We start from the raw sequence: 19258 nt of genomic DNA on the forward strand, positions 1-19258 counted from the left end.
CGTCAGCCCTTCACGGCGCCGGAGGTCATGCCGGCGACGATCTGCCGCTGGAAGAAGATGTACATGATCAGCGGCGGGATGGTGATGAGCAGCACGTCGGCGAAGAGCAGGTTGAACGAGCTCACCGACTGCGAGATGTAGTTGAACGTCGTCAGCTGCACGGTCGCGTTCTCGTCGCCCGGCAGGAAGTACAGCGCGTACGTGAAGTCGTTGAAGACGAACACGGCCTGCACGACGATGACGGTCACGATGACCGAGCGCAGCAGCGGGAAGATCACGCGGAAGAACAGCTTGACCGGTCCGGCGCCGTCGATGATCGCCGCCTCGTCGAGCTCGCGCGGGATGGTCGCGACGAACGCCCGGAAGAGCAGGATGCAGAACGAGAGCCCGAAGGCGACGTGCACCGCGATGAGGCCGATGAGCGTCTTGAAGAGGCCCAGGCCCTGCAGCACCCAGATGGTCGGCACGACGGCCGGCGGGATGATCAGCCCCGCGAGCACGAGCGTGTTCACGAGCGGGTTCCAGCGCGACTTCCGCCGCTGCAGGACGTAGCCGACCATCGCGCCGAGCACGACCATGATCGCGACGGCGCCGACGGTGAGGACCGTGCTGTTGAAGAAGGCGCGGACGAGCAGCCAGTCCCGGTTCTGCAGCACCGTGACGATGTTCTCGAAGAACACCCACTCGGTCGGCCAGCTGAACTCGAGGAACGAGGCTTCGGCCTGGGTCTTTCCCGCGGTGAAGACGATGAACGTGAACGGGACGATGAAGATCACGATCGCGACGAGGATGGCGACCGAGCCGCCGCCCCACTTCCATGCGACGTTCCTCATTGGTCGGCCTCCTTGCGGTTGAGCCACCACGAGAGCGGGAAGATGATCGCGGCCACGACGAGGAACAGCACGACGTTGCCCGCGGTGGAGAGGCCGAAGAACCCGGCCTGGTACTGCTTGTAGATGACCGAGGCGAGCACGTCGCTCGTGAAGCCGGGGCCGCCGCCCGTCATCGCCCAGATGAGGTCGAACGAGCGCAGGCCGCCGATGAGCGAGAGCAGCACGACCGTGACCGTCGCCGGACGGAGCAGCGGCAGCGTGATGTGCCGGAAGTTGTTCCAGGCGCCGGCTCCGTCGACCTTCGCGGCCTCGTAGTACTCCTGCGGGATCGCGACCATGCCCGCGATGTAGATGAGCGTGGCGAGCCCGACGCCCTTCCAGATGTCGACGAGGGCGACCGAGAGCAGCGCGATCGAGGGGTCGGTGAGCCACGCCGGACCCTCGATGCCGAGGACCGCGAGCGACTCGTTGATCGGGCCGTCGAAGGGATCCATGAGGACCTTGAAGAGGATGCCGACGCCGATCGTGCTGACGAGCACGGGGAAGAAGATCGTGGCGCGGAGGAAGCCGCGGCCGATGATCTGCGAACTGAGCAGCACGCCGAAGAGGAGGCCGAAGACGACCTTCGCGCCCGAGGTCAGGAACGCGTAGATGAAGGTGTTGATGAAGCCCGTGACGAGCTGCGGCTCCTGGAAGAACCGGATGAAGTTGTCGAAGCCGATGAACTCGACGTCGAACAGCGTCCACCGCGTCAGCGAGAAGTAGAACGACGCGATCGTCGGGACGAGGAACAGCACGACGTAGAAGACGCCGGCGGGGATGAAGAACCAGGTCGGGTAGGGGCTCTTCATGGGCTTCCGCCTGCCGGGCTTCGGAGGCGACGTCGCCGTCCTGCCCGTGGCGGTGCGGCCGGTGGCCGTCGCGGTGGTCATGGTGGATCTCCCGGATATGGCTGCGGGGCCGGGCGCGGCCCGGCCCCGCAGTTGAGTGGTACGGCCTACCAGCCCTCGATGCCGAGCTGCTGGGCCTGCTTCTTGACATCCTCGTCGTACTGGGCGGCGCCGTCAGCAGCCGAGGTGATGCCGGAGCCCACGGCGACCGTGATCTGCTCCAGGGCCGGTCCCTTGATGGGCGAGAGGAACTCGAGCGCCAGGTTGGTCTGGCCCGCGTCGAAGTACTCCTGCAGGTCGGAGACCATAGCCGGCACGTCGTCCGGCAGCTCGCAGCCCTCGACGACGAACGGACCCTGCGGGGCGTTGGCCTCGGACTGGATGTCGCAGGCCTCGGGCGTCGTCAGGAACTCGAGGAACTGCTTCGCGGCGTCGAGCTTCTCGCCCTCGGTCGACTGCGGGACGAAGACCGTGTAGGTCGGCATCCAGACGGTCAGGCCGAACGTCGACGCGTCGTCGCCCGGGATCGGGAACGAGCCGACGGTGTCGGTGGCCTCGGGATTCGTGGTCGCCAGCTGGGAGGCCGCGAACGTGAGCATCGGGTAGTGCGCGCCCTCGCCCGTGGCGACCATGGAGACGCCGTCGGCGTAGGTCGCCGACGCGAAGTCCTCGTTGAAGAGTCCCGCCTCGTACGCCTCCTGCAGGTGCTCGAAGCCCGCGAACGCCGGCTGGTCGACGTACTTCGCCTCGTTGTTCGTGTACTCCTCGGCCCAGTCGGGGTTCTCGGCGAGCACGTTGTTGAAGTCGCCGAGCACGAACAGCTGCGAGGTCCAGGTGTCGCCGTAGGTCTGCACGATCGGGGCGGCGACACCGGCCTCCTTGATCGCCTCGCTGTTGGCGATGAAGTCGTCCCAGCTCTCGGGGATCTCCAGCCCGAGGTCGGCGTAGATGTCCTTGTTGTAGAGCATCGCGCCGGCCATCGACTGGCCCATCGGGACGCCGTAGACGCCGTTGTCGGTCGCGACGCTCTTGATGAAGTTCTCGTCGAGCTTGTCGACGTACGCCTCGTCGGCGATGTTCACCAGCGTCTGGTCGGGGTTCAGGGCCTGGAGCAGCGAACCCGAGTTGTACTGGAACAGGTCGGCCATCTCACCGGTGGCGAGGCGGGTCTTCACGACGTTGTCGCCGTCGGCACCCTGGGGGCGGGTCTCGACGGTGATGGTGATGTCGGGGTTCTCTTCGTGGAACGCCTCGGCGAGCGCCTCGGCCGTCGAGACCGTCGACTCGCCGTTGTCGACGAGGAACGACAGCTCGACCGCGCCGCCGTCGGAGTCGGAGTCACCGGCGCTGCAGCCGGCCAGTGCGAGCGACAGGGCGAGACCGCCTGCGCCCAGGGCGACGATCGAGCGTCGCGTCGTACGGGGGACCATCTTCTTTACCTCCATGTAAAGCAACTGCGCTGTTGGGGTGCGCCGAGGGATTTCGGTGCTGTGGCGCCTGCCACGTTAGGAGTGTGCCGAGCGTTTGTCAACCGATCTACACACTTCGGTCGTAAATCGGTCTACATCATGTGGCCGTTGGCGTAGATCGATCTACCGTTTTCGGCAGGAGCGTGTACAGTGACAACGAGTTCGCTCCTGACGACGACGACGAGAGGAGAGCGGCATGACCGACGCGAGAGCAGCGACCATCGAAGACGTCGCACGGCACGCCGGTGTCTCCCGCGCCGCCGTCTCGAAGGTCATCCGCAACGCCTACGGCGTGAGCCCGGCGATGCGCGAGCGCGTGAACGCCGCGATCGAGGCACTCGACTACCGTCCGCGCGTCGCGGCACGGGCGATGCGCGGATCGAGCTTCACGCTCGGCATCGAGCTGCCGCACATCGGCAACCCGTTCTTCACGAAGATCGTCGCCGGTGCCACGACCGCACTGCAGGGCACCGGGTACCAGCTCATCATCGCGCCCGCCGACGAGAACGGCGACGAGGGCATCCGCGCGCTCGGCGCCCTCGCCGACCGGCAGGTCGACGGCATCATCGCGATCTCCCCACTGGTCTCGACCGAGTGGCTCGAGCGGCTCGGCAGCCGCATGCCCGTCGTCATGATCGGCCGCCACGATCCGTCCGAGCACTACGACACCGTGACGGGCGACGACGCCGAGGGCACGCGCCTCGCGATGTCGCACCTGTTCGAGCTCGGCCACCGCCGCATCGCCCACCTCACGCGAAGCGAGGACGTCACCGAGCCCGGCTCGGGCACGCCGCACGCGATCCGGCTCGAGGAGTACCTCGCCGCCATGCGGGCCGCCGGTCTCGACGACGAGATCCGGGTCGTGCGCACGGGCATGACCGAGGATGCGGCCCGGCTCGACGCGCTCGCCCTCCTCGACGACGACCGGCCCACAGCGATCTTCGCCGGCAACGACGAACTGGCTCTCGGCGCCCTCCGCGCGGTCGGCGAGGCCGGCCTGTCGCCGGCGGATGTCTCGGTGGTCGGCTACGACGACGTCGACATCGCCAGCCACCCCGCGATCTCGCTGACGACCATCGACCAGTCGGGTGTCGAGATGGGCGACCGCGCCATCCGCCTGCTGCTCGAACGCATTCGCGACGCTCGCACCGAGCCCACGCACTTCTCCGTGACCCCGGCCCTCAAGCCGCGCGCCTCGACGCGCGCTGTGCGCGCCGGATAGCCCTCGAACCATCGCCGGCCCCGCCGGCCGCTCCCCCGGAAGGACCTCGATGTCCACGACGCTGCCATCCCTCGACGTGACCGATCCGTCGGCCCGCGTGCACTCGGTGCGCACCCAGTACCCCGAGGGACTGCTCGGCGTGCCCGGGCGCGGCCTCCGGCTGTCGTGGCGGGCCGAGGCCGGCGCCCCGCAGCTCGGCTACCAGGTGCGGTGGTCGGATGGCGCCGGGCGCGACGCCGACGGCGACGCCGGGGGCCTGTCCGAGCCCGTCGTGTCCGACGACCCGATCGGCGTGCTCGCGCCGGGCGGCGACCTTGCACCGGGCGACGAGCGCAGGTATGCCGTGCGCATCGCGACCCGCGACGGCTGGTCCGGCTGGAGCGACGAGGCGGTCGTCGAGGCGGCGATCGACCCGGCCGAGCTCACCGCTCGGCCGATCGGCGGCGCGACCCGCGTCGACGACCCGGTCACGCTCCTCCGCACGACGTTCGCCCTGCCTGCCGAGCCCGTCCGCGCACGCCTCCGCGCGACGTTCTGGGGCGTGGGCGACGTCCGCATCAACGGCGAGCCCGTGCTCGGCGAGCACCTCTCCCCCGGTTGGACGGCCTACGACGACCGCATCGTGCTGGGCACGTGGGACGTCACCTCCGCGCTCACCGCGGGCGAGAACGTGCTCGGCACCCTCCTCGGCGACGGCTGGTTCCGCGGCCGGCTCGGCTGGGAGGACGAGGTCGAGCACTACGGCGCCGAGATCGCGGCACTCGTCCAGCTCGACGTCGAGTGCGCGGACGGCACGCACGTCCGCGTCGCGAGCGGGCCGGACTGGCAGCGCTCCACCGGCGCCATCCGCTTCGCCAGCCTCTACGACGGCGTCGACGTCGACCTCGCCGCCGACCCGGCCGGCTGGGACCGTCCCGGCTTCGACGCGTCCGAGTGGGAGGCAGCGGCGGAGGTCGCGGTCGACACCTCGGTCGTCGAACCCCGCATCACGACCGGCGTGCGCACCGTCGGCGAGTGGCCGGTCGAGGCGCAGCCGCGCGGCGAGCACACCTTCCTCGACCTCGGCCAGAACATCGCCGGATGGCTCCGGCTCACCGTGCGCGGGCGCGCCGGCGACCGCGTGGTCGTGCGCCACGCCGAGGTGCTCGAGATCGACGGCACCCTGCACACCGCGGCGCTTCGCACCGCGCGCGCCTCCGACACGTACGTGCTCGCGCACGACGGCGAGAGCGTGCTCGAGCCGCTCTTCACCTTCCACGGCTTCCAGTACGCCGACGTCACGGGCGCCGAGGTCGTCGACGCGACGGCGGTCGCGATCTCGAGCGCCGACCGGCCCCGGTCGAGCTTCGAGTGCGCCGACCCGCGCCTCGGGCTCCTGCACTCGAACGTCGCGTGGTCGCAGCGCGACAACTTCGTCTCGCTGCCGACCGACTGCCCGCAGCGAGACGAGCGCCTCGGCTGGACCGGCGACGCCCAGGCCTTCGCGCCGACCGCGTCGACCCTCTTCGACGTCGAGTCGTTCTGGCTGAGCTGGCTGCGCGACGTCGAGCTCGACCAGGACGCCGACGGCGCGGTCGCCGCGGTCGTCCCGAACATCCTGACGCGCGACGACTTCCCGGCCGACGGCGGCGGGCACAGCGTGATGGGCCGGGCCGGCTGGGCGGATGCCGCGACCATCGTGCCGTGGGCCGTCTACGAGTCCTACGGCAGCGACGAGGTGCTCGTGCGCCAGCTCGACTCGATGCGGCGTTTCGTCGACAGCCTCGAGCGCCGCGCGGGCGAGCGCGGGCTGCTGCCCACCGAGTTCCAGTTCGGCGACTGGCTCGACCCGGATGCGCCGGGCGACCAGCCGTGGAAGGCCAAGGTCTCGTCGGACTTCGTGGCCAACGCGTTCTTCGCGCGGAGCGCCCGCCTGCTGGCCGACGCCGAACGCCTCGTGGGCGACCCTGCGCGAGCGGATGCCGCCTCGCAGCTCGCCGACCGCGTCGCGCGCGCCACCTGGGCCGAGTGGGGCGACGCCGCCGTCGAGACGCAGACCGGCGCCGCGATCTCCCTTGAGTTCGAGATCGCCCCCGCCGCCGAGCGCGAGCGCATCGGCGAGTCGCTCGCCCGGAACGTCCGCGCCGAGCACGGCCGCATCGCGACGGGCTTCCTCGGCACGCCGCTCGTGCTCTTCGCGCTCGTGCACTCGGGTCACGTCGAGGAGGCGTACCTGATGCTGCTCCGCCAGGCACCGCCCTCGTGGCTGTACCAGGTGGAGATGGGCGCGACGACGGTCTGGGAGCGCTGGGACGCGATCGGCCCCGACGGCAGCATCCACTCGGGCGAGATGGCCACGGGCGACAGCTCGGGCATGATCTCGTTCAACCACTACGCCTACGGCGCGGTCGTCGACTGGATCTACCGCTACGTCGCGGGCATCGCCCCGACGACCGAGCGCCCCGGCTACCGCCGCATCGTCGTGGCGCCGCGCCCGACCGCGTCGATCCCCTGGGCCCGCGCCTCGGTCGAGTCGCGGCTCGGGCCGGTCGCGATCGACTGGAAGCTGACCGACGGCGACCTCGCGATCGACCTCGAGGTCCCCTACGGCGCCGAGGCGCTGCTCGACCTGCCGGTGACGGATGCCTCCGAGGTGACCGTCGACGGCGAGGCTCTCGTGTCCGACCGGCTCGGGCCGGGACGGCACCGCATCGCGGCCACCGCCGTCCGCGTCGCCGAGGTCCCGTCGATCGAGCCGAGCGCCGCCGTCGGCTGACGCAGCTCTTCGCAGCACAGAAGTGCCGGTGCGGCTTCCGCCGCACCGGCACTTCTTCTGTGTTCCCTCCTACTTCACGGCGAAGGATGCCGCGGCATCCGCGTCGACCGAACCGCCGACGGTCACCTCGTAGGTGCCGGCTGCGGTCGCCCAGTCGCCGGCCTCGGTGTCCCAGTACTCGAGCAGGTGCAGGTCGGCGAGGTCGTCGGCCGACAGGGTCACCTGCACGTTGCGGTGCTCGCCGGGCTGGAGCGTCACGCGCTCCCACCCGATGAGGCGCTTCGAGGGCTCGCCGGTCGAGCTCGGCAGCTCGAGGTAGACCTGCGCGACCTCGGTGCCCGCGACGTCACCGGTGTTGGTAAGGCGGAACCGCACGCGGATCTCCTTGTCGCCCGAGGTCGACGTCGGGGTGACGTTGACCTTGTCGTACGCGAACTCGGTGTAGCTGAGCCCGTGGCCGAACTCGAACAGCGGCTCGATGCCCTCGGCCTCGTACCAGCGGTAGCCGACCTTGAGGCCCTCGCTGTAGTCGACCTGGAGGATGCCCTCGGCGTCGGCGATGCCGGGGTACTGGGCCTCGGAGCCCGCCGTCGGGGTGTCGTCGACCGACACCGGGAACGTCATCGGGAGCTTGCCCGACGGGTTCACGTCGCCGTAGACGAGACCGGCGAGCGCCGGGCCGAACTGCTCGCCCGAGTGCCAGGCGTGGAACACGGCGTCGACGTCGTCGATCCACGGCATCTCGACCGCCGAGCCCGCGTTGAGCACGGCGACCGTCTTCGGCGCCGAGGCGGCCACGGCCTCGATCAGCTCGTCGCCGTTGCCGTCGAGTCGCAGGTCGGGCAGGTCCTGGGTCTCGCCCATGGTGTAGTGACCGAACACGATGGCGACATCCGCCGCCGCCGCGACATCCGCTGCCTGCGCCGGGTCGGCGCCGTTGTCGTAGACGACGGATCCGCCGGCGTCACCGACGCGCTCAGTGAGCGCGGTCAGCGGGTCCACGATCGCGTTGCAGTTCAGCGCTTGATTTCCGGGAGGGCCGAACGGGAAGTCCCACGCGCAGCCGGTCTTGGCGCTCACGCCATCGGTCGGTGTGCTGGACGCGGTCTGGCCGATGACGGCGACGGTCAGGTCGCCCTCGGCGAGCGGCAGCACGCCGTCGTTCTTCAGCAGCACGGTGCTCTGCTCGGCGATCTCCTTGGCGAGCGCCTTGTGCTCGGGCGTCGACACGTTCGCGACGGGCGTGGCCGGCACCGGGTGGTCGAAGAGTCCGCCGGCGATGTACGAGTGCACGACGCGGAAGGCGGCTTCGTCGATCCGCTCCTGCGTGATCTCACCCGCGGCGAGCGCAGCGTCGAGTCGAGCGGGGCTGAACCAGATCGGTCGGTTCAGCTCCTGGTCGAGACCGGCGTTGAGCGACGGGGCGGTCGAGTGCACCGACCCGAAGTCGCTCATGACGTAGCCCTCGAACGGGTAGTCCTGCCGCAGGCTCGTCGTGAGGATGTCGTTCTCGCACGCGTACACGCCGTTGACCTGGTTGTACGAGCACATGAGGCTGCCGGGGTCGCTCTCGCGGACGGCGATCTCGTACGGCAGGTCGTAGATCTGCTTGAAAGTGCGCTCGTCCATGTTCGACGAGCTCTCCTCGCGCGCCTCCTCCTGCTCGTTCGCGACGTAGTGCTTCAGGTTCGCGATGATCGGCTTCTCGGGGTTGCCGTCCTCGAGCCCGCGCACGTTCGCAGCGGCCATGAGGCCCGAGAGCACGGGGTCCTCCCCGAAGTACTCCGAGCCGCGGCCCGAGAGCGGCGTGCGCCCCGAGGCGATGCCCGGCCCGAGGATGACGGCGCTGCGCTTGTCGAACGACTCGCTGCCGTGTGCGATCGCCTTCTCCTCGCCGAGCTCGAGGTTCCAGGTCGCGGCCACGGCGATCGGGCCGGGCCACGCGGTGGTTCCCGCCGAGAGGTACACGCCGTCGGGGCCGTTGGCGTAGATGACGACGGGCGTGCACGGCAGCTGCGCCGGGTAGACCACGTTGGCCTCACCGGGGAACGCGGGGTTCCACGAGGTGCGGGTGGGGCTGTTCGCCGGCTGCTCGACGAGCCAGCGGTACTTCTGGTGCTGGCTGCTCGCGTCGAGCAGCGCGTCCGCCCGCTCTGCGGCGGTCAGCGACGTGTCCATCCACGGCACGGTCGAACAGTCGACCTCCTCCGCGGCCGCCGGTGCCGCGACCGTGAACAGCGCGGGTACGGCGAGAGCGGATGCCGCGAGCGCCGCGACCACGCCCCTGCGACGTCGAGCGGATGTCGGTGCGGTCACCGCCCTCGCGGATTGATTCGTTTCACGATCACGCACGTGTCGTGGGGTGATGGGCAACTTCATGGTGGGTATCCCTCTTCCTCGAGGCATCGATCCGTAGATCGATCTACACTTTGTTGACCGTTCTACACTCGCAAGCGGGGCCGTCGGATGTCAAGGGGGGTTACGCAGATCGAGTCGACCGGTCGGCGGATGCTGGCCGTCGCGGGCCTGCGCATGAGAATCCGCGGCTCAGGGCCCGGAGAGTCGCTGAATCGCGGATTCTCATGCGGTTTGGCGGGGCCGCCCCGCAGCGTCGCCCCGGCGGGCGGGACGCGCGGGTCGGTCTCACTCGTCCCGCGCGACGTCCCGCCTCAGGTCCGTGGGCGTGCGGGTGGCACCACTCCATAGGATGTCCCGGTGCCCCTCTTCGACCACATCGGCATCACCGTCGATGACCTCCCCCGCTCGATCGCCCAGTTCGACCCCGTGATGCACGCCCTCGGCTGCACCCGGCAGGACGCCGACAACGGCGTCTCCTGGTACCTCGGCGAGGAGGAGCTGATCCTCTTCTCCGCCCGCGAACCGGGCACGGGGCCGCACCGCCACGGCCGCGTCGGATGGCAGCACCTGGCCTTCCCCATCAAGTCGCGCGCCGAGGTCGACCGTCTGCACCGGATCGCCATGGATGCCGGCTGGACGGCCGTGAGCGGGCCGAAGCCGTTCCCGCGCTTCAACGATCGCTACTACGCCGCCTTCGTCGAGGACGACAACGGCATCCGCCTCGAGTTCATGTTCAACCCGCCGCGCGAGGCCGCGACCTCGGACTGACGAACCGGTATCACGCGACCGGGCCCGCGGACCGACGCGGGCTGCGGATCCACGGGAGCACCGCGCTCGGAATGCCCCGCGGCGCCAGACGTTGGATCCCAGTATGAAGCGCATCGGGTTCCTCTCGTTCGGCCACTGGTCGAACTCTCACGGCTCGCAGACGCGATCGGCGTCCGACGTGCTGCTGCAGTCGATCGACCTGGCGGTCGCGGCTGAGGAGGTCGGCGCCGACGGCGCGTACTTCCGCGTGCACCACTACGCGAACCAGCTCGCGAGCCCGTTCCCCCTCCTCGCGGCGGCGGGCGCGAAGACGAGTCGCATCGAGCTCGGCACGGGCGTGATCGACATGCGCTACGAGAATCCCCTGTACATGGCCGAGGATGCCGGCGCCGCCGACCTCATCGCGGGCGGTCGGCTGCAGCTCGGCGTCTCGCGCGGGTCGCCCGAGCAGGTCATCGACGGCTACCGCTATTTCGGCTATGAGGCGCCGGATGGCTCGACCATGGCGGATGTCGCCCGCAACAACACCGGGGTGTTCCTGCAGGTCATCGACGGCGCGCGTTTCGCCGAGCCGAACCCGCGCCCGATGTTCCCGAACCCGCACCCGGGGCCGCTCGGCATCCAGCCGCAGTCGCCCGGCCTGCGCGACCGCATCTGGTGGGGCGCCGGCTCCGACGCGACCGCCGTGTGGGCGGCCGAGCAGGGAATGAACCTCATGAGCTCGACGCTCAAGGAGGACGAGTCGGGCGAGCCCTTCCACGTGCAGCAGCGCAAGCAGATCGAGGCGTACCGCGCCGCCTGGGCCGAAGCGGGGCACGAGCGCGAGCCGCGCGTCTCGGTGAGCCGCTCGATCTTCGCCATCGTGAACGACCTGGACCGCGCGTACTTCGTCGGCGGCGGCGACCGGTCCGACCAGTTCGGCGTGATCGACGACTTCCGCGCCGTCTTCGGCCGCAGCTACGCCGACGAACCCGACGCCCTGATCGAGCAGTTGCGCGAGGACGAGGCGATCACCGCCGCCGACACCCTGCTGCTCACCGTGCCGAACCAGCTCGGCGTCGACTACAACGCGCACGTCCTCGAGTCGATCCTGACGCACGTCGCGCCGGCGCTGGGGTGGCGCTGAGCGATGATTGCCCGGCCCGAACGAGAGGCCGAGACGGCGACAGCGGATGGCACGGCGCCGAGCTCTGCGCCATCCGGGGGTCTGCTCCCTCGCGCTTCGGCCGTCGTCGCTGGCGAAGTCAGCGCAGGAAGGTCTCGGCCAATCCTTCCGGACCGCCATGCCGGCGCCAAGATGCGGCGATCACGCGGTATGCGCGCTCGCCGGCCTCCCTGCACACATCACGCACCTCGGGATCCCGGACAACCTCGCCGGCCGCCTTGCGCACGGCCGGTCGCCGCAGCAGAACAGCGGCCGAGACCGCCGCTGCGGCGCCGAGGGGGAACAGCATCAGCCAGGGGTTGCTGCCGTTGCGAGGGCGCGCGTCGTAGTGCGGCTCGCTCGTTCCGGTCCCCGTCCCGGACGAAGCCGTGTCCTGCTCCGACCGCTCCGACCACGCCGGCAGTGCACTCATAGTCATGATGATCTCCCTATAGAGTGGGCTCATACGGGTGCTAAGTTAGCCCCCCGTTAGCCCGAGTATAGGCACGAGGTTAGGGTAGGTGTCAATAGTGGCGACCGCGCGCGCAGATCCGAAACCCCGCCTGACCGCGCAGGCATCGGTACTGAAGGCGTGGGGGCGGGAGTGGCGACGCGCCAACGGCAAGGGCCAGCAGGAGCTGGGGCGAATCGCCGGATATGGAAGCGACGAGAGCCCGAAGAGCGCCGCCGTGGCGATTTCCCGCATCGAGTCCGGTAAGACCGACCCGACCGGTCGGTACCGCCAACGTCTCTTGGACGCGCTCGGACATACGGAGGCAGAACTCGAGGAGGAGACGGAGCGAGCGCTCGCGGCGCTCTCGCGCCCCGGCGTCTTCGCCCGTGCCATGGCCGGGCCGATCTACATCGAGAACGAGGCCCGGCGAGCACAGATCATCGCATCGTCGAACCTGCTCACCGAACGGGTCACGTTCCAGATCCGCAACTCCGAGCGCACGCTTGAGCGAGCGTGCAATGGATTCGTCCTGCCGTTCCTCGAGACCGCCGCGAGGCTCGACTGGCGACTGCGGCTCGATACCGAAGATGCCGGGGCGACCGACGAGACGGCAGGATCGCTCGAGGGCGAGATCCGGCAACTGAGGGGACAGACGGAGGCGAGCGTCCTGAAGGCGATGACCGAGAGCGCGGCAGGCGCGGGCGCCGGAGGTGGGCCGGGTTCAGGAACCGCGGCCGGCGTGCTCGTCGCCCTCTCGGCCGCCGGGACTGCATCGACCGGGGCTGCGATCGCGTCGCTCTCCGGCGCGGCTGCCTCCAGCACCACGCTCGCGTGGCTCGGAAATGGTTCGCTCGCAGTCGGGCGCATGGGCGTAGCGGGCGGCGCGGCGGTCCTGACCGGCATCGTCGCCTTGCCCGCGCTTCTGGCCATCGGTGGAGTGCTCGTCTGGAAGGGCCGAAAGCTCCGGAAGGAAGCCGAAGCAGAAGCCGAGAAGCTCGATGCCGCGCAGCAGGCGCTGGAGGACATGCAGGACGCTCTGCCGCGCGCAGAGAGGTGGAACGAAGCCCAGCAAGCCATCATCCAGCGCGCTGAGCTGATCGGACGAACCATCCGATCCCGCTCTGCAGACGCACCTCCGTTCATCCCCGCACCCGGGCATGACGCGAGCCGCCGGATCGAATGGGACGCGCTTTCCCCCGACGCCCAGAAGGCACTCGAGATCGAGCTCAAGCTGGTCAGCATCATTCTCGACACACAGGCGCTGCCGGTCTGGCTGGGTGTGACGAGCGTCAATGAGCCCGACCTCACGCCCTCCCAGGAAGAGACGGCGACCGTGTCGGAAGAGTGGATCGACGAGAGTCTGACACTCGCTCAGTTCGACCTCGACAATCACGAAGAATGGGTCCGGCGCCTCCTGGCCCAAGACTCGCCGGACTAGCGGACCTCGTCGGAGCGAAGCGCCTGGACCGCACCCGACCGCTGACGGATGGATCCGATTCCGCGATATTGAACTTTTCGGTTCAGTGTTATACACTGAACCACATGGTTCAACATGAGGTGCTCGACCGGGCGTTCGCCGCTCTCGCCGACACCACCCGACGCGACATCTTGGTGCGGCTCGGCGACGGGCCCGCCACGATCAGCGAACTGGCCGAGTCCGCGGGGATGACCCTCACCGGCATCCGCAAGCACGTCGACGTGCTCGTCGACGCCGGGCTCGCCACTACCGAGAAGGTCGGACGCACCCGGCAGTGCCGGCTGGGCGCCGAGCGATTGGACGACGCCATGGCGTGGATCTCCTTCTACCAGCGCCTCTGGGAGCGCCGTCTCGACGGCCTCGAGGCCTACTTCACCCTCCGCGACGGCACGCGGAACGACACCGGACAGGACGCATCATGACCGAGCACCCGGGCGGCACCGCCGCCGACACCACCACCGAGACCCTCGAGTTGCGCGCCTCGCGCACGCTTCCCGCGACGCCCGAGGAGGTCTTCGACGCCTACACCGACGCCGAGAAGCAGAAGATCTGGTTCTCGATCCTCGACGAGGAGCCGGGCGTCGTCGAGATCGAGGTCGACCTGCGCGTCGGCGGTCGCCAGGTCGCCGTGTGGGGACCCGACCGCGACACGCTCTTCCGCGAGGAGCAGGTGTTCCTCGAGATCGACCGCCCGCATCGGCTCGTCACCGAGTCGAGTGGCAGCGACCCGAGCGGGCAGACGCTGACCACGCACATCGTCGTCACCTTCGAGCCCGTCGACGGCGGCACGCTCATGAGCGTCGTGCAGTCGGGCTTCCCGACGCCCGAGATCCGCGACTTCTTCGCCTCCCAGGCCTGGGTCGGCGCGTTCGACCGCATCGAGGCGTACCTCGTGCGTCGCTGACGCCTACGCCGTCCACCACGGCCCCGGCGGAAGCCCGCCCACTCCCCCACGGTCGTCCGCGCTCCGACGCGACAGCGGATGGACGCGACTACTGGTCCGACTTCGGCGTGAGGGTGCGGACGACGCGCGCCGGCGCGCCCACGACGACCGCATTCGCGGGCACATCCTTCGTGACGACCGCCGCGGCCGCGACGACGGCGTTCTCACCGATCGTCACCCCGGCGAGCACGGTCGCGTTCGCCCCGATCCACACGTTGCGCCCGATCACGACCGGCGCCGGGTGCATGTCGGCTCGCTTGTCGGGGTCCATGTCGTGGTTCAGCGTCGCGATCACGACGTTGTGCCCGATCAGGCAGTCGTCGCCGATGACGACCCCTCCCTGGTCTTGGAAGCTGCACCCGGAGTTGATGAAGATCCGCTTGCCGAGCGTGATGTTCTTGCCGAAGTCCGAGCGGAACGGCGGGAACACGGTCACGGTCTCGTCGACGGGCTTCCCGATGAGGTCGCCGATGAGCTCTCGAACGCGCACGGGGTCGTGGTAGCCGGCGTTGAGTTCGCCGGTGATCCGGAGGGCCTCCTGGCTCGTCCGGTGCATGATCGCGTGCAGCGGCGAGCCGCCGAGGATGGTCTGTCGCGCATTGAGCGCGTCGAGAAGGTCGGCGAGGTCCACGGGGTGCTCCTTCCTCGGATGCGATGGTCGGTCGTGCGGCTGCCTACGCCGTCCACCACGGCCGCAGCGGCAGCTCGCCCACGCCCCCACGCTCGTCGGGCTTCACCGCCAGCACCTGGTGCAACTGGATGCCGCCCCGCTCGAACTGGAGCCGCGATCCGGCCATGTAGAGCCCCCACACCTTCGCGGTCGGCAGGCCGACCTCGGCGACCGCCTCGTCCCAGTGCTCGACGAGGTTGGCGCACCAGTCACGCAGCGTCAGCGCGTAGTGCGGGCGCAGGTTCTCCTCGTGCAGCACCTCGAGGCCGACATCCTGCGCTTCGGTGATGATGCGCCCGGATCCGGTGAGCTCGCCGTCGGGGAAGACGTAGCGGTCGATGAAGCCGTGCGTCGAGGGTTCGGACCGGTTGTCGGGGCGGGTGATGCAGTGGTTGAGCAGCAGCCCGCCGGGGCGCAGCCGCGACTGCAGGAAGCGGAAGTACTTCGCGTAGTTGCGCACCCCGATGTGCTCGAGCAGCCCGATCGACGACACCGCGTCGAACCCGGTGTCGGCGATGTCGCGGTAGTCGCCGTGGCGCACCTCGGCGAGCTCGCCCAGGCCCTCCTCGGCGATGGCGCGCTGCGCCCACGTGGCCTGCTCCTCCGACAGCGTGACGCCGACGACACGGATGCCGCGGCGCGCCGCGTAGCGCACCATGCCGCCCCACCCGCAGCCCACGTCGAGCAGCCGGTCGCCCGGCGTGAGCCGCAGCTTCTCGAAGACGAGCCGGTACTTGTTCTCCTGGGCTTCGTCGAGGGATGCCTCGGGGCGCGGGTAGCACGCGCAGGTGTAGGTCATCGACGACCCGAGCACCCACTCGTAGAAGGTGTTCGACACGTCGTAGTGGTGGTGGATGGCCTCGGCGTCGCGGGCCTTGCTGTGGCGGCGGCCCGTGGCAACCCGGCGCCACCGCGGCGGCGCCTCCCCCGGCGGCGGCGCAACCGGCCGCAGGTGCTCGACGCCGATCGAACGGAGGATCTGCGCCATGGCGCGTGGCGGCGGCATCCGGAACACCAGTTCGTCGGCGAGCGCCCGGAGCAGTTCGTAGGGGTCGCCCGGGTGCACGCCGTGGATCTCGAGGTCGCCGGCGATGTAGGCGCGCGCGAGGCCGAGGTCGCCGCGACCGGTGGCGAGGTAGGTCGTGCCGCGCGGCGTCTTCAGCTCGATGCCGAGCGGGGCGTCGGGCGGGCCCGCCGAGCTGCCGTCGTAGGCGGTGAACCGCAGCGGGAGCTGCCCGCCGGCGACGAGCTCCAGGATCTCGGCGAGGGTGAGCCGGCCCGAGGCATCCGGCTTCGGCGCGGCATCCGCCGTCGTGGCATCCGCTTTCGTGGCATCCGTCGCCGACTTGGGCCCGCGCTCCTTGAACGTCGTCATCGTCGTTGCACCGCCTTCGCGTAGAGGTCGAGGAGCCGTGAGTCGGGGTCGTACCGCCGCTTCGCGGCGCGGTAGGCGTCGCCGCCGTAGAGCGCGTCGAACTCGTCGCGCGGGTAGAAGGCGTCGGAGTACAGCGACTTGTGCCCGTCGAGCTCGCCGACCTTGTGCTCGATCCGCCGGTTCGTCGCGCCCTCGCTCGAGCCGACCGGCACGGTCGACCAGAAGCCGACGTTCACGTAGGTGCGGTGCGGCTCGAGCGGGTACAGCGGCCAGTCGGTGTCGTAGCGCGGTCGCAGCGGGCACAGCCAGATCGGCTCGATCGGCACCTCGGCGAGGAACCAGTCGAGGAACTCCGCGGTCCGCTCGATCGGGATCTCGACGTCCTGGATCACGCGCTCGCGCGGCGGCCGGCCGCGCAACCGTTCGATGCGGTTTCCGATGTCGTACCGCCGTTCGAGCTTCATGAGCTTCCAGTACGCGCTGCTGCGTCGGTAGCGCCGCGGCCAGAGCCGGCGAACGAGCGGATGCTGCGCGCCGAACGCCTGCGAGCACCAGAACCAGTCGGTGTCCCACCGCCACAGGTAGTCGTGGATCGTGAGCCGGTCGTGCGTCGCGCCGTCCGCATGCTGGATGGAGCGGTAGAAGATGCGCTGGCCGGTGTAGTCGCTGGTCGGGCCGGATGCCGCGGTCTGCACGCCCACGCAGAGGTAGCTCTCGTCGGCGCTGAAGACGACCCCGTCGAGGTAGTCGACGCGGGTGCCGTCGTCGAGGGCGCCGGTCTCGACGATGCGGTCCATCGCGGCGACGAGGTCGGCGAGGGCGTGGAACCGCAGGTGCGTGAGCGCGACGTACGGCTGGACGGGCTCCAGCTCGATGCGCAGGCGTACGGCGTAGCCGAGCGTGCCGTACGAGTTCGGGAACGCGTGGAACAGGTCGGCGTGCGCCGTCGGCGAGGCGGTCACGATCTCGCCGGCGCCGGTGAGGATGTCGAGCTCGAGCACCGACTCGTGCGGCAGCCCATTGCGGAACGACGTCGACTCGATCCCGAGCCCCGTCACCGCGCCCCCGAGCGTGATGGTCTTCAGCTGCGGCACCACCAGCGGCGCCAACCCGTGGGGCAGCGTCGCCGCGACGAGATCCTCGTACGTGCACATGCCGGCCACGTCGGCCGTCCGTGCCTCCGCGTCGACCGCGATGACCTGCGTCAGCCCCGACGTGTCCAGGCCCCGCGCCTCGACCCGGTCACGCGACCGGAACAGGTTCGACGTCGGCTTGGCCAGCCGCACCGTCGCCGCCGCGGGCAGGGCCCGGTAGCTCTCCAACAGGCGCTCCACGCCGTCGGCGTGAGCGGCTCGTGCGTCAGTCGCGTCGGTCGCAGGAGCGGACACATTCTCACGGTAGTCCTCGGGACCGGCAGTCCGCGCGGATTCCGCCCGCTCTCGGCATGGGTTCCTCCCGCATCTGCACGGCCATCCACAGCCATCGCAAACGTGCCACGACTGCTGCGGCGCGTCCAACGCCTCGAGTCGGATCAGTTCGGCGTGACCGCGACTTCCGCAGTGTCTTCGGTCACAGCGATGCGGCCGAACCCGACCCTCTAATCAAGCAATTGCGCGACAGCGAGGCGTTCGCCACCAACGAGAGGCTGGTGCTCACCGGCGCTGGGATGGCGGTGGGCGGCGGCTGAACGAGTCGACACGACGCGAGGTGCGCCTGATCGCACGGCGACAGCTCGATCGGGGAGGAAGCCACACTGGAATGGCGCCCGAGGGCGCTTACACGGCAGCGGAACGTGCTGCATACGCGTGGGGCCGACCGGAACAACTCAAGCACCGCATCCAGACGGGGTTCCGGGGCGGACGTCGGTCGCGGGAGTGTCGGCGCTTGGGTGCATAGTGCTACTGATCGACATGAAGCGTATTTACCTTGACCAGCTGCATTGGGTCGCGCTCGCGCGCGTGGCGATGGGCATCGAGACGTCGCAGTCTCGACGAGATGTCTACGACCTCGTCCGATATGCGAGCGAGAACGGTCTGGCTTCGTTTCCGCTCTCGGCGGCGCGCTACGAGGAGACACTCAAGCGCGGTGATCCGCGCTCTCGACAAGAACTCGGCACGGTGATGCATCAGCTATCGCGAAGTCATGCGATGTCAGGGATCAACGAGCTGCTGCGACCCGAAGCCGCGATCGCCCTCGCCGCCTGGCACTCTCTGCCTGCGCCGCCCGAGCCTCAGGTCTTCGGAATCGGGCTGAAGCATGCTTTCGGAATTCCATGGATGAACTACTTCTCTTCGGAGGAGGTCGAACGGCGCGCAGTCGCTGCATATGGACGCGACGCTGTTGACAACTACTTCGAGGAATCTCTGATAACGGGCCCCGCGGAGAGGCTGCCTTCAAATGGCATCGAACGCCCGTCAGATAAGTGGAACCAAGCGCAACTTGATGGTGAACGGGCCATCACCGCTCGCATTTCGGCGGCCGGTCACTCTCCGCAGCGTGGCCGCGACATCGTCATGTACGAGGAGGGATCTCACGCGCTGAACGCAGTCAACGAACTCGCCGCAGAGAATGGCCTGCCGGCGGTGATGCCCGAATCTCGCGACGATGTCGAAAGGATCGTGTATTCGATGCCATCCAAGGCGGCCCTAACGCGAATGCGCATGTCTGCACACGAGAACGAGCGATTCAAATGGGAATTGGGCGATCTCGGCGACTTGACTGGACTTGCTCCGGCTGCCGCGTACTGCGACGTCGTAGTTACAGAGAAGAAATGGGGCTCAATCTTGACGCGTCATCAGCAGCACCTGAAGGCCCGCATCACCACACGACTCGAGGATCTTCCCGACCTGCTCCTAGTTGATTGAACCGAGCGGCGGGCGCACATCGTTGCCCGTCTCATG

At 69.3% G+C, this 19258-nt stretch carries 17 protein-coding genes; 9 read left to right on the top strand and 8 right to left on the bottom strand.

What is annotated here, in order from left to right; all coding sequences use genetic code 11:
* Positions 1-2 precede the first annotated feature (2 nt).
* Entirely contained in the window at positions 3-833 is an 831-nt protein-coding gene (locus tag GLX25_RS03365; RefSeq protein ID WP_155840801.1) for a carbohydrate ABC transporter permease, read from the bottom strand.
* Entirely contained in the window at positions 830-1684 is an 855-nt protein-coding gene (locus GLX25_RS03370) for a carbohydrate ABC transporter permease (protein WP_205719815.1), read from the bottom strand. Before GLX25_RS03370 ends, GLX25_RS03365 begins: the two co-directional genes overlap by 4 nt.
* Between GLX25_RS03370 and GLX25_RS18450 the strand changes: the two genes are divergently transcribed.
* Positions 1683-1820, top strand: a complete 138-nt coding sequence (locus GLX25_RS18450) for a hypothetical protein (protein ID WP_205719816.1) — start codon at positions 1683-1685, stop codon at positions 1818-1820. The genes GLX25_RS03370 and GLX25_RS18450 overlap by 2 nt on opposite strands.
* 10 nt (positions 1821-1830) lie before the next feature.
* Here the strand turns inward: GLX25_RS18450 and GLX25_RS03375 are convergent, their stop codons facing one another.
* Positions 1831-3153: an ABC transporter substrate-binding protein gene (locus tag GLX25_RS03375; RefSeq protein ID WP_155840803.1), complete on the bottom strand. Its 1323-nt coding sequence runs from the start codon at positions 3151-3153 to the stop codon at positions 1831-1833.
* A gap of 235 nt (positions 3154-3388) precedes the next feature.
* Here GLX25_RS03375 and GLX25_RS03380 point away from each other — a divergent pair, with 235 nt between their 5' ends.
* Together GLX25_RS03380 and GLX25_RS03385 are read left to right on the top strand one after the other, a co-directional pair.
* Entirely contained in the window at positions 3389-4414 is a 1026-nt protein-coding gene (locus GLX25_RS03380; RefSeq protein WP_155840804.1) for a LacI family DNA-binding transcriptional regulator, read from the top strand.
* 49 nt (positions 4415-4463) lie between these two features.
* Positions 4464-7169: an alpha-L-rhamnosidase gene (locus GLX25_RS03385; RefSeq protein ID WP_155840805.1), complete on the top strand. Its 2706-nt coding sequence runs from the start codon at positions 4464-4466 to the stop codon at positions 7167-7169.
* 69 nt (positions 7170-7238) lie between these two features.
* Here GLX25_RS03385 and GLX25_RS03390 read toward each other — a convergent pair whose 3' ends face one another.
* On the bottom strand, positions 7239-9485 hold the full coding sequence (locus tag GLX25_RS03390; protein WP_205719817.1) for a beta-glucosidase: 2247 nt from the start codon (positions 9483-9485) through the stop codon (positions 7239-7241).
* A gap of 399 nt (positions 9486-9884) precedes the next feature.
* Between GLX25_RS03390 and GLX25_RS03395 the strand changes: the two genes are divergently transcribed.
* Together GLX25_RS03395 and GLX25_RS03400 are read left to right on the top strand one after the other, a co-directional pair.
* Positions 9885-10295, top strand: coding sequence for a VOC family protein (locus GLX25_RS03395; protein ID WP_166548404.1), 411 nt, complete (start codon positions 9885-9887; stop codon positions 10293-10295).
* Positions 10296-10398: 103 nt separating this feature from the next.
* Positions 10399-11421 (top strand): LLM class flavin-dependent oxidoreductase, encoded by a 1023-nt coding sequence (locus GLX25_RS03400; protein ID WP_155840806.1) that lies wholly within the window; start codon positions 10399-10401, stop codon positions 11419-11421.
* A 118-nt stretch (positions 11422-11539) separates the two neighbouring features.
* On the opposite strand, the gene GLX25_RS03405 is transcribed toward GLX25_RS03400, so the two are convergent.
* Entirely contained in the window at positions 11540-11872 is a 333-nt protein-coding gene (locus tag GLX25_RS03405; protein ID WP_155840807.1) for a hypothetical protein, read from the bottom strand.
* A 97-nt stretch (positions 11873-11969) separates the two neighbouring features.
* Between GLX25_RS03405 and GLX25_RS03410 the strand changes: the two genes are divergently transcribed.
* The 3 genes from GLX25_RS03410 (at position 11970) to GLX25_RS03420 (ending at position 14274) form a co-directional block, all read left to right on the top strand.
* The gene (locus tag GLX25_RS03410) at positions 11970-13331 is read left to right on the top strand and encodes a helix-turn-helix domain-containing protein (RefSeq protein ID WP_155840808.1); all 1362 of its coding nucleotides are present in this window, start codon (positions 11970-11972) and stop codon (positions 13329-13331) included.
* Between the two features lie 104 nt (positions 13332-13435).
* Complete coding sequence (locus GLX25_RS03415; protein ID WP_155840809.1) at positions 13436-13792, top strand: ArsR/SmtB family transcription factor; 357 nt, start codon at positions 13436-13438, stop codon at positions 13790-13792.
* Positions 13789-14274, top strand: coding sequence for an SRPBCC family protein (locus GLX25_RS03420; RefSeq protein WP_155840810.1), 486 nt, complete (start codon positions 13789-13791; stop codon positions 14272-14274). The genes GLX25_RS03415 and GLX25_RS03420 overlap by 4 nt, the downstream gene beginning before the upstream one ends.
* Positions 14275-14362: 88 nt before the next feature.
* Here GLX25_RS03420 and GLX25_RS03425 read toward each other — a convergent pair whose 3' ends face one another.
* Genes GLX25_RS03425 through GLX25_RS03435 form a run of 3 tightly spaced genes read right to left on the bottom strand, consistent with a single transcriptional unit; the run spans position 14363 to position 17692 of the window.
* On the bottom strand, positions 14363-14944 hold the full coding sequence (locus GLX25_RS03425) for a DapH/DapD/GlmU-related protein (protein ID WP_166548405.1): 582 nt from the start codon (positions 14942-14944) through the stop codon (positions 14363-14365).
* 43 nt (positions 14945-14987) lie between these two features.
* On the bottom strand, positions 14988-16358 hold the full coding sequence (locus GLX25_RS03430) for a class I SAM-dependent methyltransferase (RefSeq protein ID WP_155840811.1): 1371 nt from the start codon (positions 16356-16358) through the stop codon (positions 14988-14990).
* Entirely contained in the window at positions 16355-17692 is a 1338-nt protein-coding gene (locus GLX25_RS03435; protein ID WP_271192551.1) for an FAD-binding oxidoreductase, read from the bottom strand. Before GLX25_RS03435 ends, GLX25_RS03430 begins: the two co-directional genes overlap by 4 nt.
* A gap of 561 nt (positions 17693-18253) precedes the next feature.
* Here GLX25_RS03435 and GLX25_RS03440 point away from each other — a divergent pair.
* Complete coding sequence (locus GLX25_RS03440; protein ID WP_155840812.1) at positions 18254-19222, top strand: hypothetical protein; 969 nt, start codon at positions 18254-18256, stop codon at positions 19220-19222.
* Positions 19223-19258 lie beyond the last annotated feature (36 nt).

The organism is Agromyces luteolus (assembly GCF_009729855.1).
GTDB classification, from domain to species: Bacteria; Actinomycetota; Actinomycetes; order Actinomycetales; family Microbacteriaceae; genus Agromyces; species Agromyces luteolus.